At 47.1% G+C, this 24733-nt stretch carries 17 protein-coding genes; 2 read left to right on the top strand and 15 right to left on the bottom strand.

The window, feature by feature from the left end:
- Positions 1-8: 8 nt before the first annotated feature.
- Positions 9-2186 (bottom strand): DNA helicase RecQ, encoded by a 2178-nt coding sequence (recQ, locus tag L0U89_RS14100; RefSeq protein ID WP_234862093.1) that lies wholly within the window; start codon positions 2184-2186, stop codon positions 9-11.
- Between the two features lie 465 nt (positions 2187-2651).
- Between recQ and L0U89_RS14095 the strand changes: the two genes are divergently transcribed.
- Positions 2652-3725 (top strand): mannose-1-phosphate guanylyltransferase, encoded by a 1074-nt coding sequence (locus tag L0U89_RS14095; RefSeq protein ID WP_234862092.1) that lies wholly within the window; start codon positions 2652-2654, stop codon positions 3723-3725.
- A 105-nt stretch (positions 3726-3830) separates the two neighbouring features.
- Here the strand turns inward: L0U89_RS14095 and L0U89_RS14090 are convergent, their stop codons facing one another.
- The 12 genes from L0U89_RS14090 to L0U89_RS14035 form a co-directional block, all read right to left on the bottom strand.
- Positions 3831-4400: a hypothetical protein gene (locus tag L0U89_RS14090; RefSeq protein WP_234862091.1), complete on the bottom strand. Its 570-nt coding sequence runs from the start codon at positions 4398-4400 to the stop codon at positions 3831-3833.
- Positions 4401-4533: 133 nt separating this feature from the next.
- On the bottom strand, positions 4534-5616 hold the full coding sequence (locus L0U89_RS14085; RefSeq protein WP_234862090.1) for an MBL fold metallo-hydrolase: 1083 nt from the start codon (positions 5614-5616) through the stop codon (positions 4534-4536).
- Positions 5617-5648: 32 nt separating this feature from the next.
- On the bottom strand, positions 5649-5882 hold the full coding sequence (locus tag L0U89_RS14080; RefSeq protein ID WP_008630324.1) for a hypothetical protein: 234 nt from the start codon (positions 5880-5882) through the stop codon (positions 5649-5651).
- Between the two features lie 133 nt (positions 5883-6015).
- Entirely contained in the window at positions 6016-9069 is a 3054-nt protein-coding gene (locus L0U89_RS14075) for an efflux RND transporter permease subunit (RefSeq protein WP_234862089.1), read from the bottom strand.
- A 1-nt stretch (position 9070) separates the two neighbouring features.
- Positions 9071-10123, bottom strand: coding sequence for an efflux RND transporter periplasmic adaptor subunit (locus L0U89_RS14070; protein WP_234862088.1), 1053 nt, complete (start codon positions 10121-10123; stop codon positions 9071-9073).
- 2 nt (positions 10124-10125) lie between these two features.
- Positions 10126-11484: a TolC family protein gene (locus L0U89_RS14065; protein ID WP_234862087.1), complete on the bottom strand. Its 1359-nt coding sequence runs from the start codon at positions 11482-11484 to the stop codon at positions 10126-10128.
- 53 nt (positions 11485-11537) lie between these two features.
- Complete coding sequence (locus L0U89_RS14060) at positions 11538-12155, bottom strand: TetR/AcrR family transcriptional regulator (RefSeq protein WP_008630337.1); 618 nt, start codon at positions 12153-12155, stop codon at positions 11538-11540.
- Between the two features lie 124 nt (positions 12156-12279).
- A complete protein-coding gene (gene fucP / locus L0U89_RS14055; protein WP_234862086.1) occupies positions 12280-13575 on the bottom strand; it encodes an L-fucose:H+ symporter permease in 1296 nt (431 codons plus the stop codon).
- Between the two features lie 222 nt (positions 13576-13797).
- Entirely contained in the window at positions 13798-14577 is a 780-nt protein-coding gene (locus L0U89_RS14050; RefSeq protein WP_234862085.1) for an L-fucose dehydrogenase, read from the bottom strand.
- A 64-nt stretch (positions 14578-14641) separates the two neighbouring features.
- Entirely contained in the window at positions 14642-15472 is an 831-nt protein-coding gene (locus L0U89_RS14045) for an amidohydrolase family protein (RefSeq protein WP_234862084.1), read from the bottom strand.
- A gap of 140 nt (positions 15473-15612) precedes the next feature.
- Positions 15613-16473 (bottom strand): fumarylacetoacetate hydrolase family protein, encoded by an 861-nt coding sequence (locus L0U89_RS14040; protein WP_234862083.1) that lies wholly within the window; start codon positions 16471-16473, stop codon positions 15613-15615.
- Between the two features lie 126 nt (positions 16474-16599).
- Positions 16600-17352, bottom strand: coding sequence for an SDR family NAD(P)-dependent oxidoreductase (locus L0U89_RS14035; RefSeq protein WP_234862082.1), 753 nt, complete (start codon positions 17350-17352; stop codon positions 16600-16602).
- Between the two features lie 312 nt (positions 17353-17664).
- Between L0U89_RS14035 and L0U89_RS14030 the strand changes: the two genes are divergently transcribed.
- Positions 17665-18441 (top strand): hypothetical protein, encoded by a 777-nt coding sequence (locus L0U89_RS14030; RefSeq protein ID WP_234862081.1) that lies wholly within the window; start codon positions 17665-17667, stop codon positions 18439-18441.
- A gap of 238 nt (positions 18442-18679) precedes the next feature.
- Here the strand turns inward: L0U89_RS14030 and L0U89_RS14025 are convergent, their stop codons facing one another.
- Positions 18680-19636 (bottom strand): PorP/SprF family type IX secretion system membrane protein, encoded by a 957-nt coding sequence (locus tag L0U89_RS14025; protein ID WP_234862080.1) that lies wholly within the window; start codon positions 19634-19636, stop codon positions 18680-18682.
- 74 nt (positions 19637-19710) lie between these two features.
- Positions 19711-24474 carry a thrombospondin type 3 repeat-containing protein gene (locus L0U89_RS20540; RefSeq protein ID WP_305067157.1) on the bottom strand — a complete coding sequence of 1588 codons (4764 nt, stop codon included), beginning with the start codon at positions 24472-24474 and terminating at the stop codon, positions 19711-19713.
- Positions 24475-24733 lie beyond the last annotated feature (259 nt).

Here is a 24733-nt window from a genome sequence, read left to right as displayed (position 1 = left end):
AGTGTCGTTTAATTGGCGTGCTCTGAAATGAACTTGATCCTGTACACACGTACTTCCTCTTCCGCAAAGTCCTCATCGGATAGTTCATTCATCGCAACTTTTATATTATCTGTTTCAGCGGACATAAAGTAATCGTGGAGGATTTCCTCACGTTCCTCATCGAGGATATGCTCTATGTAGTAATTGATATTTAACTTGGTACCGCTGTATATGATCTGCTCAATCTCCTGTATGAGTTCGGACATGGAGATGTTAAGATTGTCGGCGATTTCGTCCAAGTCGATTTTCCTATCCACCTGCTGAATGATGGATATTTTCACTTTTGATCTGTTCCCGGCAGTCTTAACGACTACGTCAGAAGCTGTGATGATGTCGTTTTCTTCGACATATGTTTCGATTAATTTCAAGAAGGAAGCTCCAAATTTAGCCACTTTGCCCATTCCAACACCATTGATTTGGGCGAGCTCTTCTTTTGTGGTGGGATAGACAGTTGCCATTTCCTCCAAGGAAGGGTCTTGGAAGATTACATATGGTGGAAGGTTTTTTGCCTTGGCAACGCGCTTCCTTTCTGCTTTGAGAAGCTCAAACAGCTTTTCGTCATAGGCCTTTCCGCTGTTGCTGACCTCTTCCGCGATCGAATCGCCCACTTCCTGCTCATAATCATGGTCTTTGCTGAATGATACAGAAAAGGGACTTTCTAGGTAATTTTCTCCTTTTTCCGAAACCTTGATCACGCCATAGTTCTCGATGTCCTTTTCCAAATAACCCATGACCAAGGCTTGTCGGACGATGGTTTTCCAGAATTTCTCGTCTTCCTCGAGGCCTTTGCCAAATACCGAAGATTGGTCATGACCATAGCTGGCAATGTATTCGTTTCTTTCTCCCCGGATCACATTGACGATATGGTTGAGATTGAAGCGGTTGTTGGTCTCCTTGACCGCAGTAATGACGGTGATAAGGTGGTCCATTCCCTCAAACTTTTCCAGAGGCTTTTTGCAGTTGTCGCAGTAGCCGCAATCCTCTTCGAGCATTTCACCGAAATAGTGTAGAAGCACGCGTCTTCGGCACATGGAGCTTTCCGCATAGGCGGCCATTTCCTCCAACAGGACTTTTGCATTTTCACGCTCGGTGACTGGCTTGTCTTTGTTGAATTTCTCCAACTTGATGATGTCGTCGTAGCGGTAAAACATAAGGCAATGTCCTTCCAAGCCATCTCTACCAGCTCTTCCGGTCTCTTGGTAGTAGCCTTCCAAAGATTTTGGCACATCGTAGTGGATGACATACCGGACGTCAGGTTTATCTATCCCCATCCCGAAGGCGATCGTGGCGACGATGACGTCGATTTCCTCGTTGAGAAAATCATCTTGGTTTTTGATCCGGACCGCTTGGTCAAGTCCCGCGTGGTAGGGTGCCGCGCTGATGCCGTTGACCTTGAGTAGTTCGGCAATTTCCTCCACTTTCTTTCTGCTGAGGCAGTAGATGATTCCCGATTTTCCTTTCTGCGACTTGATGTACTTGATGATCGCCTTTTTCGTCTCGTTTTTTACTTTTGGGCGGACTTCGTAAAACAGGTTGGGACGGTTGAAGGAAGATTTGAAGATGTCTGCTTCCTCCATCTGAAGGTTGCGCTGAATGTCCTGCTGAACTTTTGGCGTGGCGGTCGCAGTCAAGGCGACTATGGGAAGTTCAGGACCGATTTGGCCGATAATTGATTTGATTTTACGGTACTCGGGCCTGAAGTCATGGCCCCATTCCGAGATGCAGTGCGCTTCGTCTATTGCCACAAAACTCAGCTTAGCCTCTTTCAGGAAGGCGATATTTTCGTCTTTGGTCAAAGATTCGGGTGCTACGTAGAGCAACTTAGTTTTGCCGGAGAGCACCTCCTTTTTGACCTTCGTGATTTCGGATTTGTTGAGCGTAGAGTTGAGAAAATAGGCATTGACGCCGAATGCATTCAGCTGGTCCACTTGGTTTTTCATCAAGGCAATCAGGGGCGAGATCACGATCGCCGTCCCTTCACTTACCACGGCTGGAAACTGGTAACAAAGCGACTTGCCTGCACCAGTAGGCATGATGACGAAGGTATTTCTACCAATCAAAACATTGCCCACGATGGGCTCTTGGTTTCCCCTGAAGTTATTGAAACCAAATATCTTTTTTAGTTTTTCTTTTATGTTTTGATCCACAGCTAAATTGATATCTACTTTTCCAGGTTTGTGGGTGTAGGCTATTCAAAAGGATTTGTTTTATACCTTTGTCGCAAATTTAGCGATTAACAAAAGCGATCTTGAAGTTAACAAAAAATATTAAAACCGTTGATATCAATCTTACTAGCGGTTGGAGAAATTTGGCTATAATTTGCTTTAAATCACAACCAAATCTTAGATAGGTGCCAAGATCATTGATTGATATTCTTTTTGGTCAATATTATCCGTTCGGCCTCGAATCAATTCGTTGCTCAAAATAGAATCCTCGACAGTCCCTTGAAGTTGAAATAATATTTGGTTGGTTATTTATATTCTTAAGTTGATGTTTCCCCAAGTCATATGATATCAGTGAGTTTGCACCATACGGAAATTCCTCGTCAGTTTCTAAATTAGCATCTATTCCCACCACCATTTTGCATATCCACAACGCACAATCTTCATCTCATGCATGAAACCCCATATATCGTCATCATGGCAGGCGGAATCGGTTCCCGGTTTTGGCCCTACAGCAGGCACAATAGGCCCAAACAGTTTTTGGATATTTTGGGTACGGGGCGCACGCTTTTGCAGATGACCTATGATAGGTTCGTGAAAATTTCCGATCCTACTAAGTTCTATGTGGTGACCAACAAGAAGTATGAGCACTTAGTCGAGGAGCAATTGCCCGAGGTTCCAAAATCCCAAATCCTTACCGAACCGATGGGACGAAATACTGCTGCATGTATAGCTTACGCAAGCTACAGCATAGTCCAAAAATCCGCAGATGCCAAGGTGATCGTGACCCCGGCTGACCATTTGATTTTGCAGGAGGAAAATTTTTACAAATCAATCGGTATTGCGATGCAGGCTTCCGAAGAGGGCAATCGCCTTATTACCCTTGGAATTCGCCCTAATCGGCCTGAGACCGGATACGGTTATATCCAATACATCAGCAACCATGGCAATCCGGTAAAGAAAGTGAAGACATTCACGGAAAAGCCCAATGCAAAACTCGCAAAGGCGTTTTTGGACAGTGGGGATTTTGTTTGGAATTCGGGAATGTTTGTCTGGAAGGTGAAGAGCATCGTCGTTGCCTTTGAGAAATATATGCCGGACTTGGCGGAGGTTTTTGAGGAAGGTTTTGAGCACTATTCATCCCATACTGAGGAGGATTTTATCAAAAAGGCCTATTCTTTGGTAAAGAACATCTCGATCGATTATGGTATCATGGAGAAGTCCGACGAGGTTTTTGTCGTCTTGGGTGAATTTGGGTGGTCTGATTTGGGTTCTTGGCAAAGCCTCCATGAGATCCAGGAAAAAGACGCCGACAACAACGTAGTTGAAGCGAATGCGATTCTCTACGAGACTACCAACTCCTATATCAAAGTCAGCCCCGGAAAGCTAGTCGTCGTTGAAGGTTTGGACAATTACCTGGTACATGAAAGCGATAACGTGATCGTCGTATGCAAATTGGACGGGGAGCGGAAGTTCAGGGACTTTGTTGGAGAGGCAAGAAAAAAGGGAGAAGATTTCGTTTGAGTCGGGATTCTATTTTTACCTAAATAAATAATTCTCATTCCCCGTTGTTTGGTAAAATTCTTCGGATCAAAGATTCAAGTGGTTTCTCCGGCCTGATTATTCCGATTAGTCTACCTCTAAAGGCGCAACTTCGCCATTTTTGATCAGCCATTTTTCGTCGTAAATGGATCGATAGGTGATTTCAAAGCTGAGGCCTTCTTCGAAGTACCTACTCAGCAAGGCGTGAAGTTTCTCACCGTCCTCAGTAGAATCCTCAATCATGATGTGCTCGACTTTGGTCTGTGCCGGTATCAGTGTGCCTACAGCCAGATTGGAATAAAAAAGGTTATTGATTTGTGAAAAGCCCTCAGCATGCTCAGCAAGGAAAACATACAGGTCATATGGGTAAGTGTTTCCTTTGTATTTCACTTCGATTTTTTCGATAAATGCCGGCCCGATTCCATTGTTAAAAATCATGTACTTGTAGTTGGGTGTGTAGGTTCCCATATTTCCCATGGTCAAATAAGGTAGGACCGACAAGCGCTGCTGTTTACTCATCAGGTTGGTTTGGTAGATTAGGACGATCAAAGTTCCGATACTGATGAGTACTGCGGCAAGGCTGACGATTTTCTCGGTGTTCCAGAATTTTTTCCCTTCGGATTGGATGACTGGCGCTTGTTCGGTGTTTTCTTCCATTTGTTGTCAAAAGTGGGAAACTAAAAATAAGCGGTCTCTGGCGATATTGCCAAATTCCGCCATAAATCCTGTCCAAGAAGTTTTCCGCGAAATAAGGAAATGTGTTTTACCTATGCATTTGGAGATTTTGGGTCTATAGATTACCCATCAGGTTTCTTCCTATGACCGGCTCGACCAAGGTGCCTTCGATGCGGGATTGATTTTGAACCAAAATATCCCATGGTTCCATTCTTGGCTCGTCAGACAGGTCAAAAGTCCCAAAATGCATCGGGATAAAGAATTTGCCTTGGAGTGTATTGAATGCGGAAATCGCATCGCTTGGGGATATATGTGCCTGATGCATAAACCACTCCGGCTTGAATGCGCCCACGCCCATCAGGCAGTAATCCGGGCTTCCCAAATGGCGTTGGATATCTGCAAAATGAGCCCCTGCCCCAGAGTCACCCATGAAATAGATCGACTTTTCTCCATGCTTAATATAAAAACCTCCCCAAAGGCTCTGGTTATCATCCCATAGCCAGCGCCGTGACCAATGACGACTTGGCACATACGTGATGCTCAGGCCCGAATCAAGTAATGTATATTGTTGGTACCAACCAGCCTCCTGTACGGTATGGCCCTTGAACCAAGATTCGATTATTGTTTGTAGACCAAGCCCCGTCAGGACTTTCATGTTTGGATTTTTTTCCGCCAGAAACCGCAAGGTCTTTTCATCACAATGGTCGCGGTGGTTGTGGGACAGCAAAAGAAAATCCACACGGGGCATGTGATGAACCGGAAACGGCAGATCGGAGTCACGTTTCAGGAAAGTATTGTCCAGCAACAGTGGATCCGTCAAAAAAACCGTCCCATCAATCCTGAATAGGTATGTGGCATGTCCCAACCAAACCAAATAGTCGTCACTTCCTTTCCAGATGATGGAATCAAGCTCAACCAAAAGCCTTCTGGTTTCTGATTTTTTCTCCTCTTTTTGCGGGTTTTTACTCGTTTGCCATTTGATCAGGTCGCCAAAACTGCTTTCGAAAGGATGGTAGAGATTGACAAACCTGCCTTTACTGTCCAAAGGAGTTCCCAGCCATTCGGATGACGGCAGGATAGTAGGGAGCTGTGGATTACTGGTGTAGCGCATGGATACCTCATTGGCGCCCGTGGAGGAATAATACCCAAAGGCAAGGGTTGACAGCAAAATGATAATGAAGATGGACTTTTTATTCATTTCACTGTCAACCCCTTAGCCGATCGAAAAGTTTATGCGGTCAACAATTCTTCCAAAAGTTCGGAAGGCGTTTCGACCCGGGTAGCTGTATCGTCCGTAAGTACCCTGTCCAATTCATTTTCCAGTTCATAGACCAAGCCGTCTACAAAGATTTTGTCCATCTGGAGCTCTCTATAGAAATGGGCTTGCTTCTTTTTCCCTGTAAGGGGTATGCCATAGGTTCTGAATACGCCGATGGCTTTTTTCATGTTGGTAATAGTCTTCATGGGTGTGTTAAATTTGTGGGTTCAACGTGATATCTCTGAAATTAGTTTGCAACTATCTGTTAATTTTTGTTGGCCGATGGCTCGTTGATCGGTTCTGTGTTACTCCTGATCAATATCCCTCGGGCCCAATTTCCTATAAATTCTCAGCCTCAATTCGTGGCGGCAATAACTTGTAAACCACCGGCGTCACAATCCTAGAAAGGATCGTGGAGCTGATCAAACCTCCGATCAAGACGATGGCCAAAGGCGATATGAGCGGGTTGGTGGACCAGGCAATCGGCAACAATCCGCCAATTGCCGTAAGGGTGGTCAAAACGATCGGCAAGAATCGAATTTCACCCGCTTCCCGGATGGCAGTATCCAAGGGTTTTCCTTCCGCTCTCAGCTGGTTGGTGAAATCCACCAACAGAATAGAATTCTTGACCTCTATTCCTGCCAAGGCGATCAAACCGATAATTGCTACAAAAGACAGCGAATTCCCGGTAAGCCAGAGTGCTGCCAGCGCCCCGACCATGCCCAGCGGTATCACCGACAACACGATAATCGTACTCTTGAAAGTCTTGAACATCAATATCAGTACAGCGATAAATAGGAACACAGTTACGATGATGACTGTCTGAAAACCCCCAAAGGACTCCTCCCTGCTTTCTTGCTCGCCAGCCATTTTGAAGCTGTAGCCTTCCGGCAATTGGAGTCCAGCGACTTTGGCTTCTACCTCAGAAATCAGTCTGTCTGCCAAATACCCTTCCTGCACAAAAGCCGTGACGGAAACCGTGCGCGTTTTGTTGTAGTGGTCGATGTAAAGGGGTGAACTTTCCAGCTTCAGGTCGGCGATTTGCTGCACGGGAATTGCAGCACCCTGTTGGTTGTTGATAAACAGGTTGTTGAAATTCAGCAAAGAAGCCCTTTCCAATTTTGGCGTCGTGATGATTATCTGTCTTTCGTCTCCATCCGCGTCCGAGAATCTGCCAAGATTCAAACCCGCTACCGCAAGACGCACCGTTCTGTCCACTTCTAGGATGTTGACGCCAAGCGATCTGGCTTTTTCCTTTTGGATTGCCACGCGGACGTCCGTTTTGAGGTTACTGACGGGATTGTCAATATAGATGGTGCCGGGAGTTTCCCTGAGCATCAACTCAACTTCTCCAGCGATTTTCCTGAGACTGTCAAGGTTGGTCCCACTCAGTCGGACCTCCAGTGGTGCCGTGATTGGCGGTCCCTGTTCAAAGTTTTTCACCTCGATTTTGGCTCCAGTGAATCCCTCGAAGGAATTTCGAAGATCTTCAATGATTCTGATTTTATCCGAAACGGAAGTGCTGGGCTTGAGTTGGACGAAAATCTGAGCAAAATCAGTCCGCTCGTTTTCGGGTATGACATTGTAATAAATGCGCGGGTTACCCTTACCAACGTTGGTCGAGAAATATTCGATTTCTTCCACATCCCTGAGCAATGCTTCGAGTTCCTTTGCGACACGGTCTGTTTCGCCGATCTTGGTCTGGATAGGTGAGATGATGTTGACGAGGAACTGTGGCTTTTCGGATGCGGGAAAGAGACTGAACCCGATTACCGGAAACAAGCCCAAGGACAGGACGAAAATGCCCATCGAAATAATCAACGTCCTGACTGGCTTTCTGAGCGACCTTTCCAGCAAGGGTGCGTAGCTTACGGAAATGCCTTTTTGGAGCGCTCTCAAAAAGAGATTTCCTTGGCTGCCTGCTTGATGTTCCTTGAGGATCCTGCTCGATAGGAAAGGAATGATTGTCAGTGAGACCAACATCGATGCCAACACGGTCATGATGACTGCAACCGGCAGGCTTCTGATGAAATCTCCTGATCCTTCGGGCAGAAAAACCAGGGGCATGAACGCGATTATCAAGGTGACGGTACAGCCCACGACGGAGAGTCCGATCTGTTTTGTCCCTTTCAGTGTAGCTTCCATGCGGGAGTGCCCCTCCCGTATCCAGCGCTCGATGTTTTCTACGACAACTATACTGTCATCCACCAGCAAGCCCAGGGCCACCACCAAACCGACGATACTGAGCTGATTCAGACCGAAGCCGAGAAGATTGATCAGGACCAGTCCAATGCCAAGCGACAATGGAATCGAAATCATCACGATGGCAGCTGCCCTGGTACCGAGCGGAAGCAAAGTCAGCGAAACCAACAAAATGGCAATCATGAAGTCAAAGCCTAGGCCACCCAGTCTTTTGTTGACGAACTCGGCTTGGTCAAACGCCACAACCATGTCGATGTTCGCGGGAAGTTCTGATTTGAAGGCTTCCAAAACGGGCAGGTATTGTGCCTGAACCTGGGAGATATTGTTGCCTTTTTTTAGTGCTGCTGTGACGAAAACAGTCCTGTAGCCGTTCAACCGGGTGAGGTGTTTGTTTTCCTCATAGTCTTTGTGTACGAATGCAATGTCCCTTAGCGCGACGTTTTTTCCGCCCGCATTGTACACCATCGTGTTGGCGATTTCCTCGATTCCGGCATAGTTTCCGGAGGTTTTGACGTTGAATGCTTTGTTCCCCGCTTCGATCGTGCCACCAGGAATGTTTGCGGTTTCGCTTTGGATATTTCCAATGACGGCATTAAGAGGAATATTCATCTGGGCCATTTTTTCCAGCTGAAGATCGATTCGGACGATCTCCTGGGGAAGTCCGTGGATTTCGACTTTTTTCAATGCATTGATTTTTTCAAGTTCATCCTGCAGGCGATCGGCGAATTTCTGGAGGTTTTCCCTTGAACTGTTTTCGCTTATCAGCCCAATCTGCAAAATGCTCACATCGGAAGGATCGACTTTGTTGATTTCGATGCTGTAGATGTCCTGTGGAAGTTCGCTACGCATGGCATTGACCTCCCGGACGAGTTCTTGGTACTTGTCGTTGACGTTGCTTTCGTATTTGTACTCGACATTGAGGACCGCCACGCCATCGGAGATTTTGGTCTTGATGCGTTTGATGTCGTCGAGTGCGTATATTTTTTTCTCCAGCGGATCCACGACCAACTCCTCCATATCCTCCGGGCTAGTGCCGGGATAGATAATGATCACTGGGAACTGGGGAGAATCGAGTGATGGATCCTCGCTTCTTGGCATATTCAGCAAGGTTGTCATGCCCAAGGCAATGGTCATCAGAAAAATCACCAGCGTAAACTGGTAGTTTTTCACTGCGAAATTTGCGATTCTCATATCAAGGATTGATTTGGATGGGGGATTTGTCAGAGAGGTAAGCTGAACCGGTTACGACCAGCTTGGTGTAGCCTTCAAGACCTCCGGTGATTTGCACCCGGTCAGGAAGTACTTTTCCGACCTTCACTGGGATTTTGATGGCAGTCGTATCGTCTGCCGTCACAAATACAAATCCTTCACCGCCGTTGGCATCCAACAGGGCATCGAAGGGGATGTACCATGAATTGCCTATTTCCGATGCATCGATACTGACTGAGCCAAACATCCCCGAGGCGAGGTAGGAGGGCTTTTCGCCTGAAAACTCGATTTCAACGCTATAAGTCCCGGTCATCGGGTCAGCACTTTGGGATTTTTTGGTTACCGTTCCTGCATAGCTTTTTTCGGCCTCCACACCGGTGAAGATCTTCGCAGCACTTCCTTCTTTGACGAGTGCCCAATCCTTATCACTTAGCGTGGCCTTTAGGATCCAATCGTTTTTTCCGATTCCGTTGGTTTGGAGGACAGGTGAGCCCGCGGAGACCTGCTGTCCCACGTTGGCAAATTTTTTGAGTACAAACCCATCCTTCACGGCGCGGATTTGGGAATAGCTCAGGTTGAATTTAGCAGCATCGAGTACCTGGGAAGCAATGTCCAAGGCTGTTTTCGCGTTTTGTGCCTGTTCGAGTGTTGCGACCGAATCCGCCAAAAGACGCTGTGCGCGTTCGTAATCCCGAAGTGCTTTTTCGTATCCCAATTGCGCTTGGTTGACTCCTGCGTTTACCTCAGTGAGGTCGAGCGTCGCCAAGAGTTGGCCTTTCTTGATCTTGTCGCCTTCGCCGACCAGCACTTGATTGATTATCCCCCCGGTCTTGAAGGAAAGCATTGTTTCGTCGTCAGTTGTGAATTTTCCACTTGCCTGTAGCTGGATATTGGATCCTTGTGGTTCGATTGAAAGGACTTTCACGGGGATTCTTCCTTGGGGTATGTCGGTTTTGATGGTTTCCCCCTTGCTGCCGCAGGCCAATGTCCCGACGGCGACCATTCCGGCAAAAATGATTGATTGGAGCGTTTTCATGATTATTTGTTCAAGGTTTCTAGTTCTCTTTCAAGGTCTGCGATTGCCGACAACAGCGTGTAGTCCGCCAAGGTCAGCTTGAGTTCGGATTGGGTAAATTGGTTGCGTGCGTCCAGAAATTCGATCAGGGAGAAAGTCCCTTCTCGGTATCCCCGATCGACCAACCGCAGATAGGAGGTGGCTGACCGAAGGTTGGTTTCGGCTGAGTTTTTGGCCGCCTGTGCCGCTTGGATGTTGTTTTTGGAGCTTCGCAAGGCCATTTCGATGGACTGATCAAGCAAATCGGACTTGTAGTCCAAGCGCTCCAGTTCATTTTGGGCACGTTGGATATTGTTCCTGTTTCTGCCACCCTGAAAGACCGGTACAGTCATGTTGACTCCAAAGAGTATGTACCTGCTTTTCTCAGAATAGTCAAAGTCAAAGCCCTGCATGCCGAAGTCTGCGAAGGTATTCAGCCTAGGCACGGCAAACATTTGGTTCATCTTCAGTACGGTTCCCTGAATGCCTTTTGCGGTGTTGATTTGCTGGATTTCTGATCGATTCGAGAAGTCCGTGGTTTCAGTAAGCGCAGTCAGATAAGCAGTGTCTATCAGTTGTTTTTCAAAAATGACTTCGGATTCAAGGTTTCTGTTCAGGAGAAAATTCACGTAATAGGCGGCGTTTTTCATCCTATTTTCGGCATCGATAAGCTGTGCATTGATGTTTTCGACTTCACTTTCCGCACGCAGGACCTGGGCTGGCAAGCCTTTTCCATTGGCTAATAAGGACTTATTGTCGCGGAGGTTTTGTTCTACCAATACTTTGGAGGCTTTCAGGATATCCACAGCAGTGGATGCCAAGCAATACTTGTAATAGGCTTGCTTGATGTTTTTGGTCAATTCGGCCCTGTAGATATCTATCTCGTACTCTTGAAGCTTCACAGATTCCCTTTTGATCTGTTTGTTGAAATGCAGGTCTGGATTGATGATCGGATAGCTCACCCGGAATCGCGCGTCATAGAAGTTGTTGGGCATAAACTGTTCCTCGACGTTTTGGAGCGGTCTGAAGAGCTGCTGATCCATCAAGGTGTTCAGCGAAGCATAAACACCGTTCAGCAAATCACCCAAAGGAATCACGATGGCCCTTCCCCCGGCTGCAAGGGTATAATTCGCGCCAAAGTCAATCTGTGGCAAAAAGAAGCTCTTGGCATCCTTTAGTGCCAAGTAGCTCTGATCCAGCGAGATGGTCTTGTCCCTCAGGACCAAATTGTTTTGGAGCCCTTCTTGGATGTATAAATCCAATTGGCTTTGGGCTCTGACCTGGCTGAGGAAGCCAAAAAAAAGCGCCCAGGAAAGGAGAAGTTTTTTGTGGTCTATTTTCATAATTAATACGATGTAAATAAAATGAACAGTGTTTAATTATTGGGTAAAATTTTTTAAAGCCTATCTATAATTCTCAAAAATGATTGGTAACCATTCTCGACAATTTGATCCACTTCTGACATTTCCAAAACGGTCACCCTTCCGCGAATAAAAAGGGAACACATCCCATGTACAGTTGACCAGATCATAAATGAAAGTGGTTCAAGCGAATGACCCTCAAAATGCCCTTTTGCCATACATTCCTTGACGGTCATCCTGAGAAGCTGGAAAGTGCCGTTTCCCTCATCCCAACATTCGGTTTTCCGGTTTTCAAGGTGTTCGATTGGCGCTTCTTTGATGAACATGAGGTCATACATATCCGTGTTTTCCATCGCAAATTGGATATAAATCTTGCCCATTGCCCGTAACCGGCTCATTGGGTCAGCAATGGCTGAGAGGATTTGCATTCTTTTTCTCATTTCTTGGAAGCCCAATGAATGCAAGGCATGGAAGATCTCGTTCTTGTCTTGGAAATAATGATAGATGATCCCGGGAGAATATTCGATCTTGTCTGCAATGTTTCGGATGGAAGTCTTTTCGATTCCATTTTCGATAAAAAGTTCTTTAGCAGCCTTCAAGATAAGGTCCTTCAGTTCTTCTTTTTCCCTAAGCTTTCTTTCTGCTACTCCCATGATATCGGATTGTACAAGCAAATGTAATTGAACAGTGTTTAATAATCCAAATTCTTTTGAGACTTTTTCATTTTAAATCGACGGAGGTGCGAAAAGATCGCAATAGTCGGATTTTGCGTCCTTCTTACCTTCTCCAGGCAAACAACCCTACGACGGCAAAGCAGCAGAAGGGGAGTATAAATGAAAAGTTGACTTCGGGGACGCCTAGAATCAGCGTATCGGCATATCCTGTACCTCCGATGTCCAGGATAATCCCTTGTAGGGTGGGCATGATTGCCCCGCCGACAATGGCCATAACGAGAAAAGCCGCGGCATATTTGGCATCCTCCCCAAGGTCCTCCAAGGCTATCCCATAAATGGTCGGAAACATAAGGGACATCGCAAAAGAAATCCCAACCAAACTGTAAAGTCCGGGCATTCCGGGTAAGAAGATCGCACCAAGGGTAAATAATCCCGCAAGTATGGAAAAGTAAAGTAAGAGCTTGGCTGATTTCAGATAACGCAATAAAAAGGTACAAATCCACCTACCGATGAGAAAAAGTATCAGCGCGGTATAGGCATAATTGACTGCGGATGCATTATCGATTCCCAAGACTTCGGCATATTGGTAGATATAGGTCCATACCATGATTTGGGCACCAACATAGAACATCTGGGCAACCGCGCCTTCTACGAATTGCGGCTTTCGAAACAGACGTTTCATCGAAGGCCAAAAATCAAGGCTACCGTTGTTCGTTTTATTCTCGGGCATCTTGGCGATCCCAATCACAATTCCGAGCCCGATGACTACAAGTCCCAACATCACATAAGGATCCCGAATGACCATCAGGTCATTGGTGCGGATGATTGCTTTGGCTGATTCATCCAGTGAGGGGAAAATGACATTTCCCGCAGCATCTGTTGCATTGGATTGCAGTGCATTGAGGATGAATTCTTTGGCCACAAATAGTCCAGCCAAGGCACCCATTGGATTGAATGCCTGTGCGAGGTTGAGCCTTTGGGTTGCTGTTTCCGCTGGTCCCATGGAAAGTATGTAGGGGTTCGCTGTTGTCTCCAAAAAAGCCAAACCAAAAGTCAGTATGTACAGCGCCAACAGGAAGAATGCATAGCTTTCCCAAGCTGCGGCAGGAAAAAACAGGATTGCTCCAAAAGCATAAAGCCCCATGCCGATGAGTACACCTGTTTTGTAGCTGTATTTTTTGATAAAAAGCGCTGCCGGCAGAGCCATCGTAAAATACCCTCCATAAAAGGCCATCTGTACCAAAGAAGCTTGGACATTGTTCAGTTCCAGCACCCGCTTAAAGGCTGCCACCATCGGATTGGTGATATCATTGGCAAAACCCCACAATGCAAACAAGGATGTAATTAGAATGAATGGCAGGAGTAGATTGCTGGGGACAAGGGCAGGCTTTTGGGTCATGGGCGGGTTTGAGCTCGAAACGTTATAAAGTTATTAGGTTAAAAGGTTATTGGGGCTTGAAGGGTTTTTTTTCTGATTTATCGAAAGTGGATTCCATGGTTACGATTCTTGATATTTTCATATGGGATCCGTCAGTATGCCCTCGTCTGCGGCCATTTCAATTCCTAGGACACACCCAGATTTCCATCTAAACTGATACCTCAAATCTCATGTCTCAAATCCCTAAACAACCCTATCCAAATGCGTGTATCCCCCGTCCACGAAGATGTGCTGTCCGGTCGTATGGGCGGATCGGCCGGAGAGAAGGAACACGACCATATTGGCAATTTCCTCCGGTTTGGTCATTCTTCGCTCCAGGGGAACCCGTCTGGATATCTCGCCCAGTTTGTCTTCCGGGTTGGGAAATGTATTCAGCCATTTTTGATACAGGGGAGTCATGACTTCCGCCGGGATTACTGCATTCACGCGGATACCGTAAGGAAGCATCTCGACGGCCCACTCCCGGGTCAGTGAAAGTTGGCCACCTTTTGCAGCGGTGTATCCGCTTGTATTGCCTTGTCCGGTTATGGCGGTTTTACTGCTGATGTTGACGATGCTCCCTTTTGATACTTTCAAGGCGGGAAGTGCATAATGTACCAGGTCGTAGTAGTGTCCCAAGTTGCTTTCCACCGATTTGCGAAAAGCTTCAGGGTTTCCGTTTTCCAGGCCAACACCGTCATTCGCACCCGCATTGTTGACTACGCCATCAATTCTGCCGAAAGCGGCCAATGCGAACTTGACCGCCTCATCAGCATCCTGTGGACTTTGGAGTCGTTTTTGGATATGCAGGGACTTGGCGCCAATCTGCCCAAATTCCTTTACCAAAGCGGAACCTTCTTTTTCGGATGGGTCGATCATCACAGGAATGCCACCCTCCTCGGCAATCAGGCGGCTGATGGCTCCGCCTATGCCTTTGGCACCGCCGGATATCAGGAAAACTTTGTCGGAAAGGTGGAGGTTCATGGTTACAGTGTTGCTTTTTATTGAATGAAGTTAATAATCGTTTTCCCTATTTTTTCACGAGGTTTTAGAATTGAATCCCATAAAAGCGCATCGCATTCTTCCCGAAAATGGCTTGTTTCTCACTTTCGCTGAAGTTTTGGAAATAGCTGTCTGCCAAGTCGAAAACTTCCGAATATGTGCCCGCGACCAAGCAAACCGGCCAATCGCTTCCATAAAGCAAGCGATCTGTACCGAAATGTTCGGTGACAAAGTCAAGATAAGGCTTGAAGTCCTCAGATTTCCAATTGCTCCAATTCGCTTCGGTGACCATGCCTGAAACCTTGCAACAAACGTTTGGCAATTCCGCCATTTTCGCAATCCACTTGCTCCAATTTGCGAATTCCCCTGCCTTGATACCCGGCTTCGCCAAATGGTCAAGCACAAACGGCTGATTCGGGAATTTTCGGCACAGCTCGTATGCTTTTTCCAAATGTCTTGGAAAAATCAGCACATCGTAGGTAAATCCAAATCTTTCCAAACGGCCTATTCCGTTCAAAAACGCACTGTCTTCCATCGCTTCAGGTTCGAGGCTTTGCAGGATTGCCCGAAACCCAGCCAGCCGTGTGTCAGTTTGATATCGTTCCAATTTAGATTCGATATCCGCTGATTTTAGATCAACCCAACCTACCACTTTCTTGATCCAGTCAAACCTGTTGGCGAGATCGAGCAGAAATCTAGTCTCATTTTCCGTTTCATCTGACTGCACTGCTACACAGCCCGAAATCCCATTTGCTTTCATTTCAGGCCACAAATCCTCCGGCAAGAAATTACGGCGAATCTTATACATCGATTTGTCGATCCAAGCATGCCGTGCAGGATCGTATTTCCAGAAATGCTGATGGGCGTCGATTTTCAAGGGCTATTCGAATGGGTTTTGAGTTATCGGTTATTTGGAAGGAACGCGATTTTTCGATCTTTCACCGTTTTCAGCGCGATTGCGGCTATTCGCCTGAACAATGCTCACTGCCAACTGTTACTGCACACTGCCACTGTAATCTAATTCGCTTTCCAATTCACTGCCACTTGCTTGGCCGTACCGAGCCCATCGATTCCAAGCTCGACTACATCACCTTCCACAAGGTATCTTGGTGGCTTGAGACCCAATCCGACTCCGGACGGAGTGCCCGTCGAGATCACATCACCAGGAAGCAAGGTCATATATTGGCTGATGTACGAGACCAGCGTGGGAATGTCAAAAACCAAATCAGAGGTGTTGCTATCTTGTAGGGTTTGTCCGTTGACTTTCAGCCATAGACGGAGGTTGTGGGGATCCCTAATCTCGTCCTTGGTTGCCAAAAAGGGCCCCAAAGGAGCAAAGTGATCGGCACTCTTTCCTTTCACCCATTGGCCCCCATGGTGCAATTGAAAATCCCGCTCGCTAACATCGTTGTGAAGGACATATCCCGCCACGTAATCCATCGCATTTTCCTTACCGACATAACTTGCCTTTTTTCCGATGACGACAGCTAGCTCGACTTCCCAGTCTGTTTTTTCGGAATTCTTCGGTATGATGATTGGGTCAAAAGGGCCGCAAAGCGAGGAAGTTGCTTTCATAAACAAAATCGGCACTTCGGGAAGCGGCATCCCGCTTTCTTGCGCATGTTTGGCATAGTTCAAACCGACGCAGATGATCTTTGAAGGTCGTTTGATAGGCGAACCAAGACGGGCGTTTTTTGGGATTTCGGAGAGTTTGGCTTCATTGGCTTTCAACCAAGCGGAAAGCCGTGTTAGGCCATCATTTTCAAAAAACTCCTCCGACCAATCTTCCCCAAAACCGCTGCAATCAAGTCGTGTTCCATGTTGGGTTTCTATGCCTGGTTTTTCCCTGCCAGCCTCGCCGAATCTGATCAATTTCATAAGTGCATTTTTTAGGTTTAAAGTATATATAATGGTTTGAGAACTCGGAATTAGGATTTACTCGAAACGCGGCCTTGGCCAACCAATCGTGAACTTAATCTGGAATCTCTTTGCAGGTCAATGAGCTCACATCTTTAAGCCCATAAAGCCTCCGTCGATGTTGTAGTTGCTTCCGGTGATAAAGCTTGCCTGATCTGAAGCCAAATAATACACCATACCGGCAATTTCTTCGGGTGTGCCCATTCTTCCGATAGGTTGGGTGGCCGCAAGTTTCGCAAACATCTCTTTCTCCTGGCCAGGGTAGTTTTTTGCCAGAAAACCGTCTACAAATGGGGTATGTACACGTCCCGGAGATATGCAGTTGCAGCGGATATTGTCTGCGACAAAATCCCTTGCCATAGACAATGTCATGGACATCACAGCGCCCTTGGTCATCGAATAGGCAAATCTGTCCGGAAGTCCGATTGTGGCGGCTACCGAACACATATTGATGATGGCTCCACCTTTGTTGGCCTTCAACTTTGGCAAAGCAAGTTGGGAACAGGTGAATACGCCTTTTACATTCACTTGGAACAATCGCTCAAAATCCGATTCGGCCGTATTCTCTAGATTGCCAATATGCGATATTCCGGCATTATTGACCAATACGTCTAGGGTAGGGGGGATGGAGGCGAATGCCTTCGCGACGGATTCCATGCTGGAGACGTCTGCCTCCAAAAACTTCACCGTGTGGCCAGATTCCATGAGTTCGCGCTCCACCTCGATCCCAGTGGCTACATTGTAATCTAGGAAAAAAACGTGGTGCCCGTTTCGGGCGAACAGCCGGGTGATAGCCAGTCCAATTCCACTTGCACCTCCGGTTATGACAACATTTTTCATCGCAATATTTTGGGTCTAGGGACGTTTTTCGCAGGAAAAAGCGGTCCGGGATCATTCATAGAAAGATAGGGAATGGCATCCAGCCTGCCAAGTCGAATCCGAAGGGAAGTCTTATTTTTTGATAAGCGATCGCCGTATTGAAGGACAATTTACGCTCTGTTTTTTGTCAATGGTAAACAAACTCTCATCTGAAATTATATATATTATTGATTATCAAATATTTATATATTTTAAAATAAAGTATAAATTAAATGTTTTTGGCATTTTATTTGATAAAGGAGAATTCCTCTTCAATCCATTTGAGTACAGGCTATGAAAAAAAGAATCGGAGTATATATCCTGCTGGTCTTCGTGCTGTTGGGATCGTGTATGAATGAGACCAACGATGATGGTCTCCCCGGCGGACCAAGCGATTATGTAGTGCTTCTTGCGATTGACGAAGACAGCATCGATAATGGTTCTGCGCCAAACAACTTTAGCGAGACAGATGTCAATGATCAGATTGCCGCGGTAGGACTTCGGCAGCAATTGAAATTTTTTGCGGAAAACAAGGGAAAGACGATCACACTTTATACAGGCGAGGTAGGCGACGAAGGTTGGTTTGCCTTAAATACCATACCCAATAAATGGATCAATGCCGGACCGACAGATAATGGGGCGAGAAATTACCTGACTCCTGGACCGGGATTGGGTGCGCCGAATATTGATGATGATAGGGAGGTATTGTTGGACGAAATCCAAAACGTGACGCCACTGCGCGCCACCGGTCTCAAAATGTTGGTTGGATATAAAATTCTGGCTATGGTCTACGACAGCGACATCTCCATCAATTATTCGCCTTTGGAGGGCAACATGCAAGGTGCAAATTTGGGGATGGTGGCATTTGAGATTCTAAGTGTAAGCGAAAGAACAGATGGGAGTGACGGGTCTTTGCCCGCTGTCAGTATCAAGATTCTTAGTGTAACCGAATTGAGTAATTTTGGATTGGCCCTATTTTCCAATGTGCCCATACCTCAATCATCGTCAGAGCCTTTTGATGTGGTGCCAACCACCTCGGTTGTGAGTCCGGTGTTTACCCTGGCAAACTGAAAACACGGAAAATCAGGTAGAAAAAAGAAAAGGGTGTCTTGCGGGCACCCTTTTTCTTTTGCTTAAAAAATGTATAGCCAGATATTGAAAAATGTACTCTTGAAATGTTGATAGAGTTTGGCTGAATAATGTGCTTGAGAATTGGCAATTCCAAAGAGGCATGGCTTTTTTGCCTCAATTCACTTCAGTTGCAAGGATTATCACTTGAAGTTCAAGGAGTTTATCGTTCAGTTTACAATTACCAGATCAAATCCCCGACTTTTCTCATGCTATCACTTTTTCTAAATAGGTAATAGGATAGCATGAATTCATGGGTTGGATTTGGAATGAGGTACGAACCGCTAACGGGCATCTCATAGGCATAGCCAAACTTGAACTTTGGCATGGCATAGCCCAGCTGCATGTTGAACGCGTAGTCGATACGGTGCCCCACGCCAACCCATACTTTTTCCATCAGGAGTGCCTTGATGTTAAACTCCATCGTGGATGGCAAGTCAGACTGAATCCTATACATCACGTGGGAAAAAATCGACACATTTGGCGTAACCGAATGACGAAAACCAGTTTGGAAAATGCTTACGATTGGTTTGCTTTCCAGGAAAATGTCTCCTGAACTGATGCCTCCCCTGTTTAGGTTGTGGGCGGCATAGGAGAAGTAGTAGTTTTGCGAAGTGAGTGCCATGCCAAGGTTGAAATCCAATATCGTCATGTTGGCAAAGCTGTTGAGAAATTGGTTTACCGTAGGGTCATCGGCCTGTTCGGTTGTCAGGTTGTTGCCGTCGAGGCCTACCATCGAATAGTTCATCGCCGCACCAAGTCTTAGATTGGAGCTTTTTCCAACCCTTATCCTAGAAGCATAGCTGATAACCATTTCGGTGTCTTTGAATGGGCCGTATTGATCGTTTACCAAGTGGACGCCGATCGCGTTTTTTCCTTCTACAATATTTTCTTCGCCGGATCCCTTGATTTCCGAAGGATCTATTTCAAGAGAAACGAAATAGGTTTTTGGTGCCCCTTCAAAGCCTGCCCATTGGTTGCGGACAAATCCCCTAAAGGTCGAGCCTTCATATCCAGTCAGTCCCGGGTTGAAATAACTCTGGAACTGGTTGAATTGGCTGACGTATTTTCTGGATTGGGCTGAGGCCCAATTGGCAGAAAAGACGCCGAGACAAATGAACAAGATCAGTTTTTTCATACGATTAAAGAATTTCATAATTGGTGTGTTGACCCTCCCGGGTTTCACTTCGGGAGGGCTTGATATCAGAAGAGTTAATTTCTAAGAAGATTGAGCATACCTTTTCGTGTTTCTTGGGTGTCTTTCACCTCGATCACAAAGTAGTAGGTTCCCCTCGGAAGGACGGTTCCCAGATAGGTACCATCCCACAGTTCGTCCGCATCATCGGTGAAGAAGACCCGCAGACCGCCCCGTTCGTATATGTGGATCATGTACGATTTGTAGACTTTCAGCGCTCCGACTCCCCATTCGTCGTTGACACCGTCGCCATCAGGCGTAAAGGTGTTGGGGATTTGGATCGACTCGAGTGGCAGGATTTCCCTGGTGATTACAAATTCTTTTTGGAACACATTGCCTGCGCGGTCAGTGACGGTGACGACAATGGTGAATTCGGTTTCGCCCGGTCTCAGTTCGGAGTTGTTCCAGAACAATTGGTTTCCAACGATTTCAAACAAGCTGTTGTCAGCAGCGTCCGGCACCAATGCGATCGTATGGATATCATCCGTAGGGTCAATGACTTTGAAATCACCGATGAAGATCGAAGGATCATTGTTTTGGGCGAAAAGGTCGTTGCTCAAAAGCAGGTCTTCCGGTGCAGGCTTCGCAAGCACAATAACTGTAATAGTCGGCGGACCAGGTAATTGATCCTCCCAGCTGTTGGGGAACGTGATCACGCCTTCAAACACATAGGTTCCGCTTTGCAATGAATCATAAGAAGCCGTGTTCCAAGTGATCGGCAAATACACCCAATCGCCATTATTGGTCAATACCAAAATCTGGCTTGGCAAGGTAATCTGGTCCAAAGGCGTAGCCCAAGGTACCTCGATTGCGTCTAATGTCTCTGTGCCGACTACTTGGGTAATAAAAGGCTCGTTGACTGAGCATCCGAATTCGTCCACCATTTCGCCGGTAGGAGTTGTCGGACAGAGGTCGATGTCATCTGTCACGCCATCTCCGTCGGTGTCTTTTTCAAAATCGGCGCAGCCATTGGCGTCGACCATGGAGCCTGCAGGTGTATTTGGACACAAGTCGAGATTGTCAGTGATCCCATCACCATCGGTATCTTTTTGGGATTCCGCACAGCCATTGGCGTCAACCGGCTCACCTGTAGGTGTATTCGGACATTGGTCTGCATCATCAAATACGCCGTCATTGTCCGTGTCTTTTTGGGAATCAGCACATCCATTTACATCCACGGTAGTACCGGCGGGAGTATTGGGGCAAAGGTCGTTTGCGTCAGAAACTCCGTCTGAATCAGTGTCTTTCTGGGTTTCTGCGCAGCCGTTTGCATCTACAGGTTGGCCGGCTGGGGTACCTGGACATTGATCCAAGTCATCGGTAACACCATCGTTGTCCGTGTCTTTTTCGCTGTCCGCGCAGCCATTAGCGTCAACAGCAAGACCCGAAGGTGTATTGGGGCAGAGATCTAGGTAATCAGCGACACCATCTTGGTCGGTATCAATTTGGTCAATGCTACATCCTTGGGCATTGACAGTTGAGCCGATTGGCGTATTTGGACATTGGTCTTGGTCGTCGGGAATTCCGTCACCGTCGGTGTCTTTTTCAAATGGCGCACATCCAGTGGCATCTACGGTTGATCCAGCAGGTGTTGCGGGACATTGATCCAAGTCATCTGTTACGCCATCGCCATCTGTATCCTTTTGGGAATTTGCACACCCATTGGCATCGACAGTCGAACCGGGAGGCGTGTTAGGACATTGGTCAACGGCATCAGAAACTCCGTCACCGTCGGTATCTTTTTGGGTTTCTGCGCAGCCATTTGTATCTACCGTTGAGCCAGCCGGGGTATTTGGACATTGGTCTAGTGCATCATTTACACCATCGCCGTCGGTGTCTTTCTGCGCTTCTGCACATCCGTTGGCATCAACAGTCGATCCGGGAGGTGTATTTGGGCATTGGTCAACGGCATCAGAAACTCCGTCACCGTCGGTATCTTTTTGTGTTTCGGCGCAACCGTTTGCATCCACAGTGGAGCCAGCAGGCGTATTGGGACATTGGTCCAGGTCATCGGTTACGCCGTCACCGTCGGTGTCTTTCTGTGCTTCCGCACATCCGTTGGCATCCACAGTCGATCCCGAAGGTGTATTCGGGCATTGGTCAACGGCATCCGACACGCCATCACCGTCGGTGTCTTTTTGCGTTTCGGCACAACCGTTAGCGTCTACAGTGGACCCTGCAGGCGTATTTGGACATTGGTCAAGATCATCGGTAACACCGTCCCCGTCGGTGTCTTTCTGCGCTTCCGCACAGCCGTTGGCATCTACGGTAGAGCCCGCTGGGGTATTTGGACATTGGTCTATGGCATCAGAAACTCCGTCACCATCGGAATCCTTTTGTGCATCTGCGCAACCATTTGAATCAACGGTCGAACCCGCGGGAGTATTTGGACACTGGTCAATGTCGTCTGTCACGCCGTCGCCATCAGTGTCTTTTTCAGATTCAGCACAGCCATTGGCATCTACAGTCGAACCTGCAGGAGTATTTGGACATTGGTCTATGGCATCATTTACTCCGTCACCGTCAGTATCCTTTTGCGAAATTGCGCAACCGGTCGCATCGACTGTTGATCCTGGAGGGGTATTTGGGCAAAGGTCATTGGCATCAGAAATACCATCACCATCTGTGTCTTTTTGCGTAGCAGCACAACCATTCGCATCCACTGTTGATCCTGAAGGAGTATTGGGACATTGGTCGAGCGCGTCATTTACGCCGTCGCCATCCGTGTCTTTTTGGGCATCGGAGCAGCCATTGGCGTCCACGGTGGAACCTGAAGGTGTATTTGGACATTGGTCATTGGCATCAGAAATACCGTCACCATCTGTATCCTTTTGGGTATCTGCACATCCGTTTGCATCTACTGTGGAGCCTGCGGGCGTGTTTGGACACTGGTCAATAGCATCATTTACGCCATCACCATCCGTGTCTTTTTGTGTTTCCGCACATCCGTTGGCATCAACAGTTGAGCCTGAAGGCGTGTTTGGACATTGGTCATTGGCATCAGAAATACCGTCACCATCTGTATCCTTTTGGGTATCTGCACATCCGTTAACATCTACTGTGGAGCCTGCGGGCGTGTTTGGACACTGGTCAATAGCATCATTTACGCCATCACCATCCGTGTCTTTTTGTGTTTCCGCACAGCCATTTGCGTCAACAGTTGAACCTGCAGGTGTATTTGGACATTGGTCGATCGCGTCATTCACACCATCTCCATCAGAGTCTTTTTGTGAATCCGCGCAGCCATTGGCGTCGACCGTTGAGCCCGCCGGAGTATTGGGACATTGGTCAATTGCATCATTTACGCCATCACCATCCGTGTCTTTTTGGGTTTCCGCGCAGCCATTTGCGTCAACTGTTGAACCGGCCGGCGTATTGGGACATTGATCCCTGTCATCCGTCACACCGTCATTGTCTGTGTCTTTTTGGGATTCCGCACATCCGGTTGCATCTACTGTGGAGCCGGAAGGTGTATTGGGGCAAAGGTCATTGGCGTCCGAAACACCGTCCCCATCTGAGTCTTTCTGTGAATCGGCACAGCCGTTTGCATCGACAGTCGAACCGGCTGGGGTATTGGGACATTGATCCCTGTCATCGGTCACACCGTCATTGTCTGTGTCTTTTTGGGATTCCGCACATCCGTTTGCATCTACTGTGGAGCCGGAAGGTGTATTGGGGCAAAGGTCATTGGCGTCCGAAACACCGTCACCATCTGTATCTTTCTGGGAATCGGCACAGCCATTGGCATCAACTGTGGAGCCCATTGGGGTATTTGGACATAGATCCAGATAATCGGGTACGCCATCGTTGTCCGTATCAATTTGATCAGGCGTACAGCCATTTGCATCGACGGTAGAACCAGCCGGTGTGTTTGGACATTGATCGCGGTCATCCGTTACGCCGTCCCCATCGGTATCTTTTTGAGAGTCCGCACAACCATTTGCGTCGACCGTCGAACCCATAGGCGTATCTGGACACAGATCCAAATAATCTGGAACGCCGTCCCCATCCGTATCGATTTGGTCAGGGCTACAGCCATTCGCATCTACAGTAGAACCGGCAGGTGTATTTGGACACTGGTCCAAGTTGTCGGTCACACCGTCATTATCCGTGTCTTTTTGAGAATCGGAACATCCGTTTGCGTCGACGGCTTCTCCTTCGGGAGTATTTGGACATTGGTCCTGCATGTCAGGAACGCCATCTTTGTCCGTGTCGATTTGAGATGCGCTACAACCTTCGGCATTTACTGATTCACCTACGGGAGTGTCCGGACAAATGTCTAAGTCATCGGTTACCCCGTCGCCATCAGTATCTTTTTCCGCTTCTCCACAACCACTCGCATCTACAGAGCTACCGGGAGGAGTATTTGGACAAAAATCAAGGAAGTTTGGAATTCCGTCGCCATCATCATCGGCTCTTGCTGCCTGGCATTCGTCTTCGTCTATAAATTGTCCACAATCGTCTGATTGTGTTTTGAAGTTGAATGTCTCGCCGCGAACAGGAGCATTTCTCCAGATTTCAAAAGTATAGGTTGCTTCAGCTCCATTTTTTTCGAGGACACGCAAACTGATAATGTTTCTTCCCGGCATCAGAAGAATCCTAGGCGAATCTTGGTCGGGCAGTATCCTTTTTCCTTTGATTGTCAGGGAGCTCGCCGCATCCGACACACTCGGCATCATGCTGATCGAGAAGGTCGAAAATGGCACCTCGATTTTGTAGCTTGTGATGGAGGGATCGAATGATGGATGGATTCTTCCTTCGGACACTGTCAATCGACGCAAACCAGTATTTCGATCGGCGGAAAGTTTAGCTTCGTTTATATAGGCTTCTGAAGCCTGTATCGTTAGGAAGCTGTAAATAGCTATCCAGAAACATATTCTGAAAACACCTTTTGTGGAGGGAATTTTCATTGGTAGGTGATAAAATTGGTGAAAGATGGGTGTTAAGACTTGAAGAGTCGGAAATAAAATTGGATAAAAAAACCAAATTAGAAAAATATTATTTGAAAAAAATATTGATTTACAGTATAAAATTTTACGA

This window comes from Mariniradius sediminis (assembly GCF_021491425.1).
GTDB lineage: Bacteria > Bacteroidota > Bacteroidia > Cytophagales > Cyclobacteriaceae > Mariniradius > Mariniradius saccharolyticus.
Note: the sequence above shows the minus strand (reverse complement) of the source record. Positions and strands in the feature narration are given on the sequence as shown.

Coding starts and splice junctions, on each gene's coding strand:
- L0U89_RS14095 (WP_234862092.1), top strand. CDS start 2,652: ATGCATGAAACCCCATATATCGTCATCATGGCAGGCGGAATCGGTTCC.
- L0U89_RS14090 (WP_234862091.1), bottom strand. CDS start 4,400: ATGGAAGAAAACACCGAACAAGCGCCAGTCATCCAATCCGAAGGGAAA.
- L0U89_RS14085 (WP_234862090.1), bottom strand. CDS start 5,616: ATGAATAAAAAGTCCATCTTCATTATCATTTTGCTGTCAACCCTTGCC.
- L0U89_RS14080 (WP_008630324.1), bottom strand. CDS start 5,882: ATGAAGACTATTACCAACATGAAAAAAGCCATCGGCGTATTCAGAACC.
- L0U89_RS14075 (WP_234862089.1), bottom strand. CDS start 9,069: ATGAGAATCGCAAATTTCGCAGTGAAAAACTACCAGTTTACGCTGGTG.
- L0U89_RS14070 (WP_234862088.1), bottom strand. CDS start 10,123: ATGAAAACGCTCCAATCAATCATTTTTGCCGGAATGGTCGCCGTCGGG.
- L0U89_RS14065 (WP_234862087.1), bottom strand. CDS start 11,484: ATGAAAATAGACCACAAAAAACTTCTCCTTTCCTGGGCGCTTTTTTTT.
- L0U89_RS14060 (WP_008630337.1), bottom strand. CDS start 12,155: ATGGGAGTAGCAGAAAGAAAGCTTAGGGAAAAAGAAGAACTGAAGGAC.
- fucP (WP_234862086.1), bottom strand. CDS start 13,575: ATGACCCAAAAGCCTGCCCTTGTCCCCAGCAATCTACTCCTGCCATTC.
- L0U89_RS14050 (WP_234862085.1), bottom strand. CDS start 14,577: ATGAACCTCCACCTTTCCGACAAAGTTTTCCTGATATCCGGCGGTGCC.
- L0U89_RS14040 (WP_234862083.1), bottom strand. CDS start 16,473: ATGAAATTGATCAGATTCGGCGAGGCTGGCAGGGAAAAACCAGGCATA.
- L0U89_RS14035 (WP_234862082.1), bottom strand. CDS start 17,352: ATGAAAAATGTTGTCATAACCGGAGGTGCAAGTGGAATTGGACTGGCT.
- L0U89_RS14030 (WP_234862081.1), top strand. CDS start 17,665: ATGAAAAAAAGAATCGGAGTATATATCCTGCTGGTCTTCGTGCTGTTG.
- L0U89_RS14025 (WP_234862080.1), bottom strand. CDS start 19,636: ATGAAAAAACTGATCTTGTTCATTTGTCTCGGCGTCTTTTCTGCCAAT.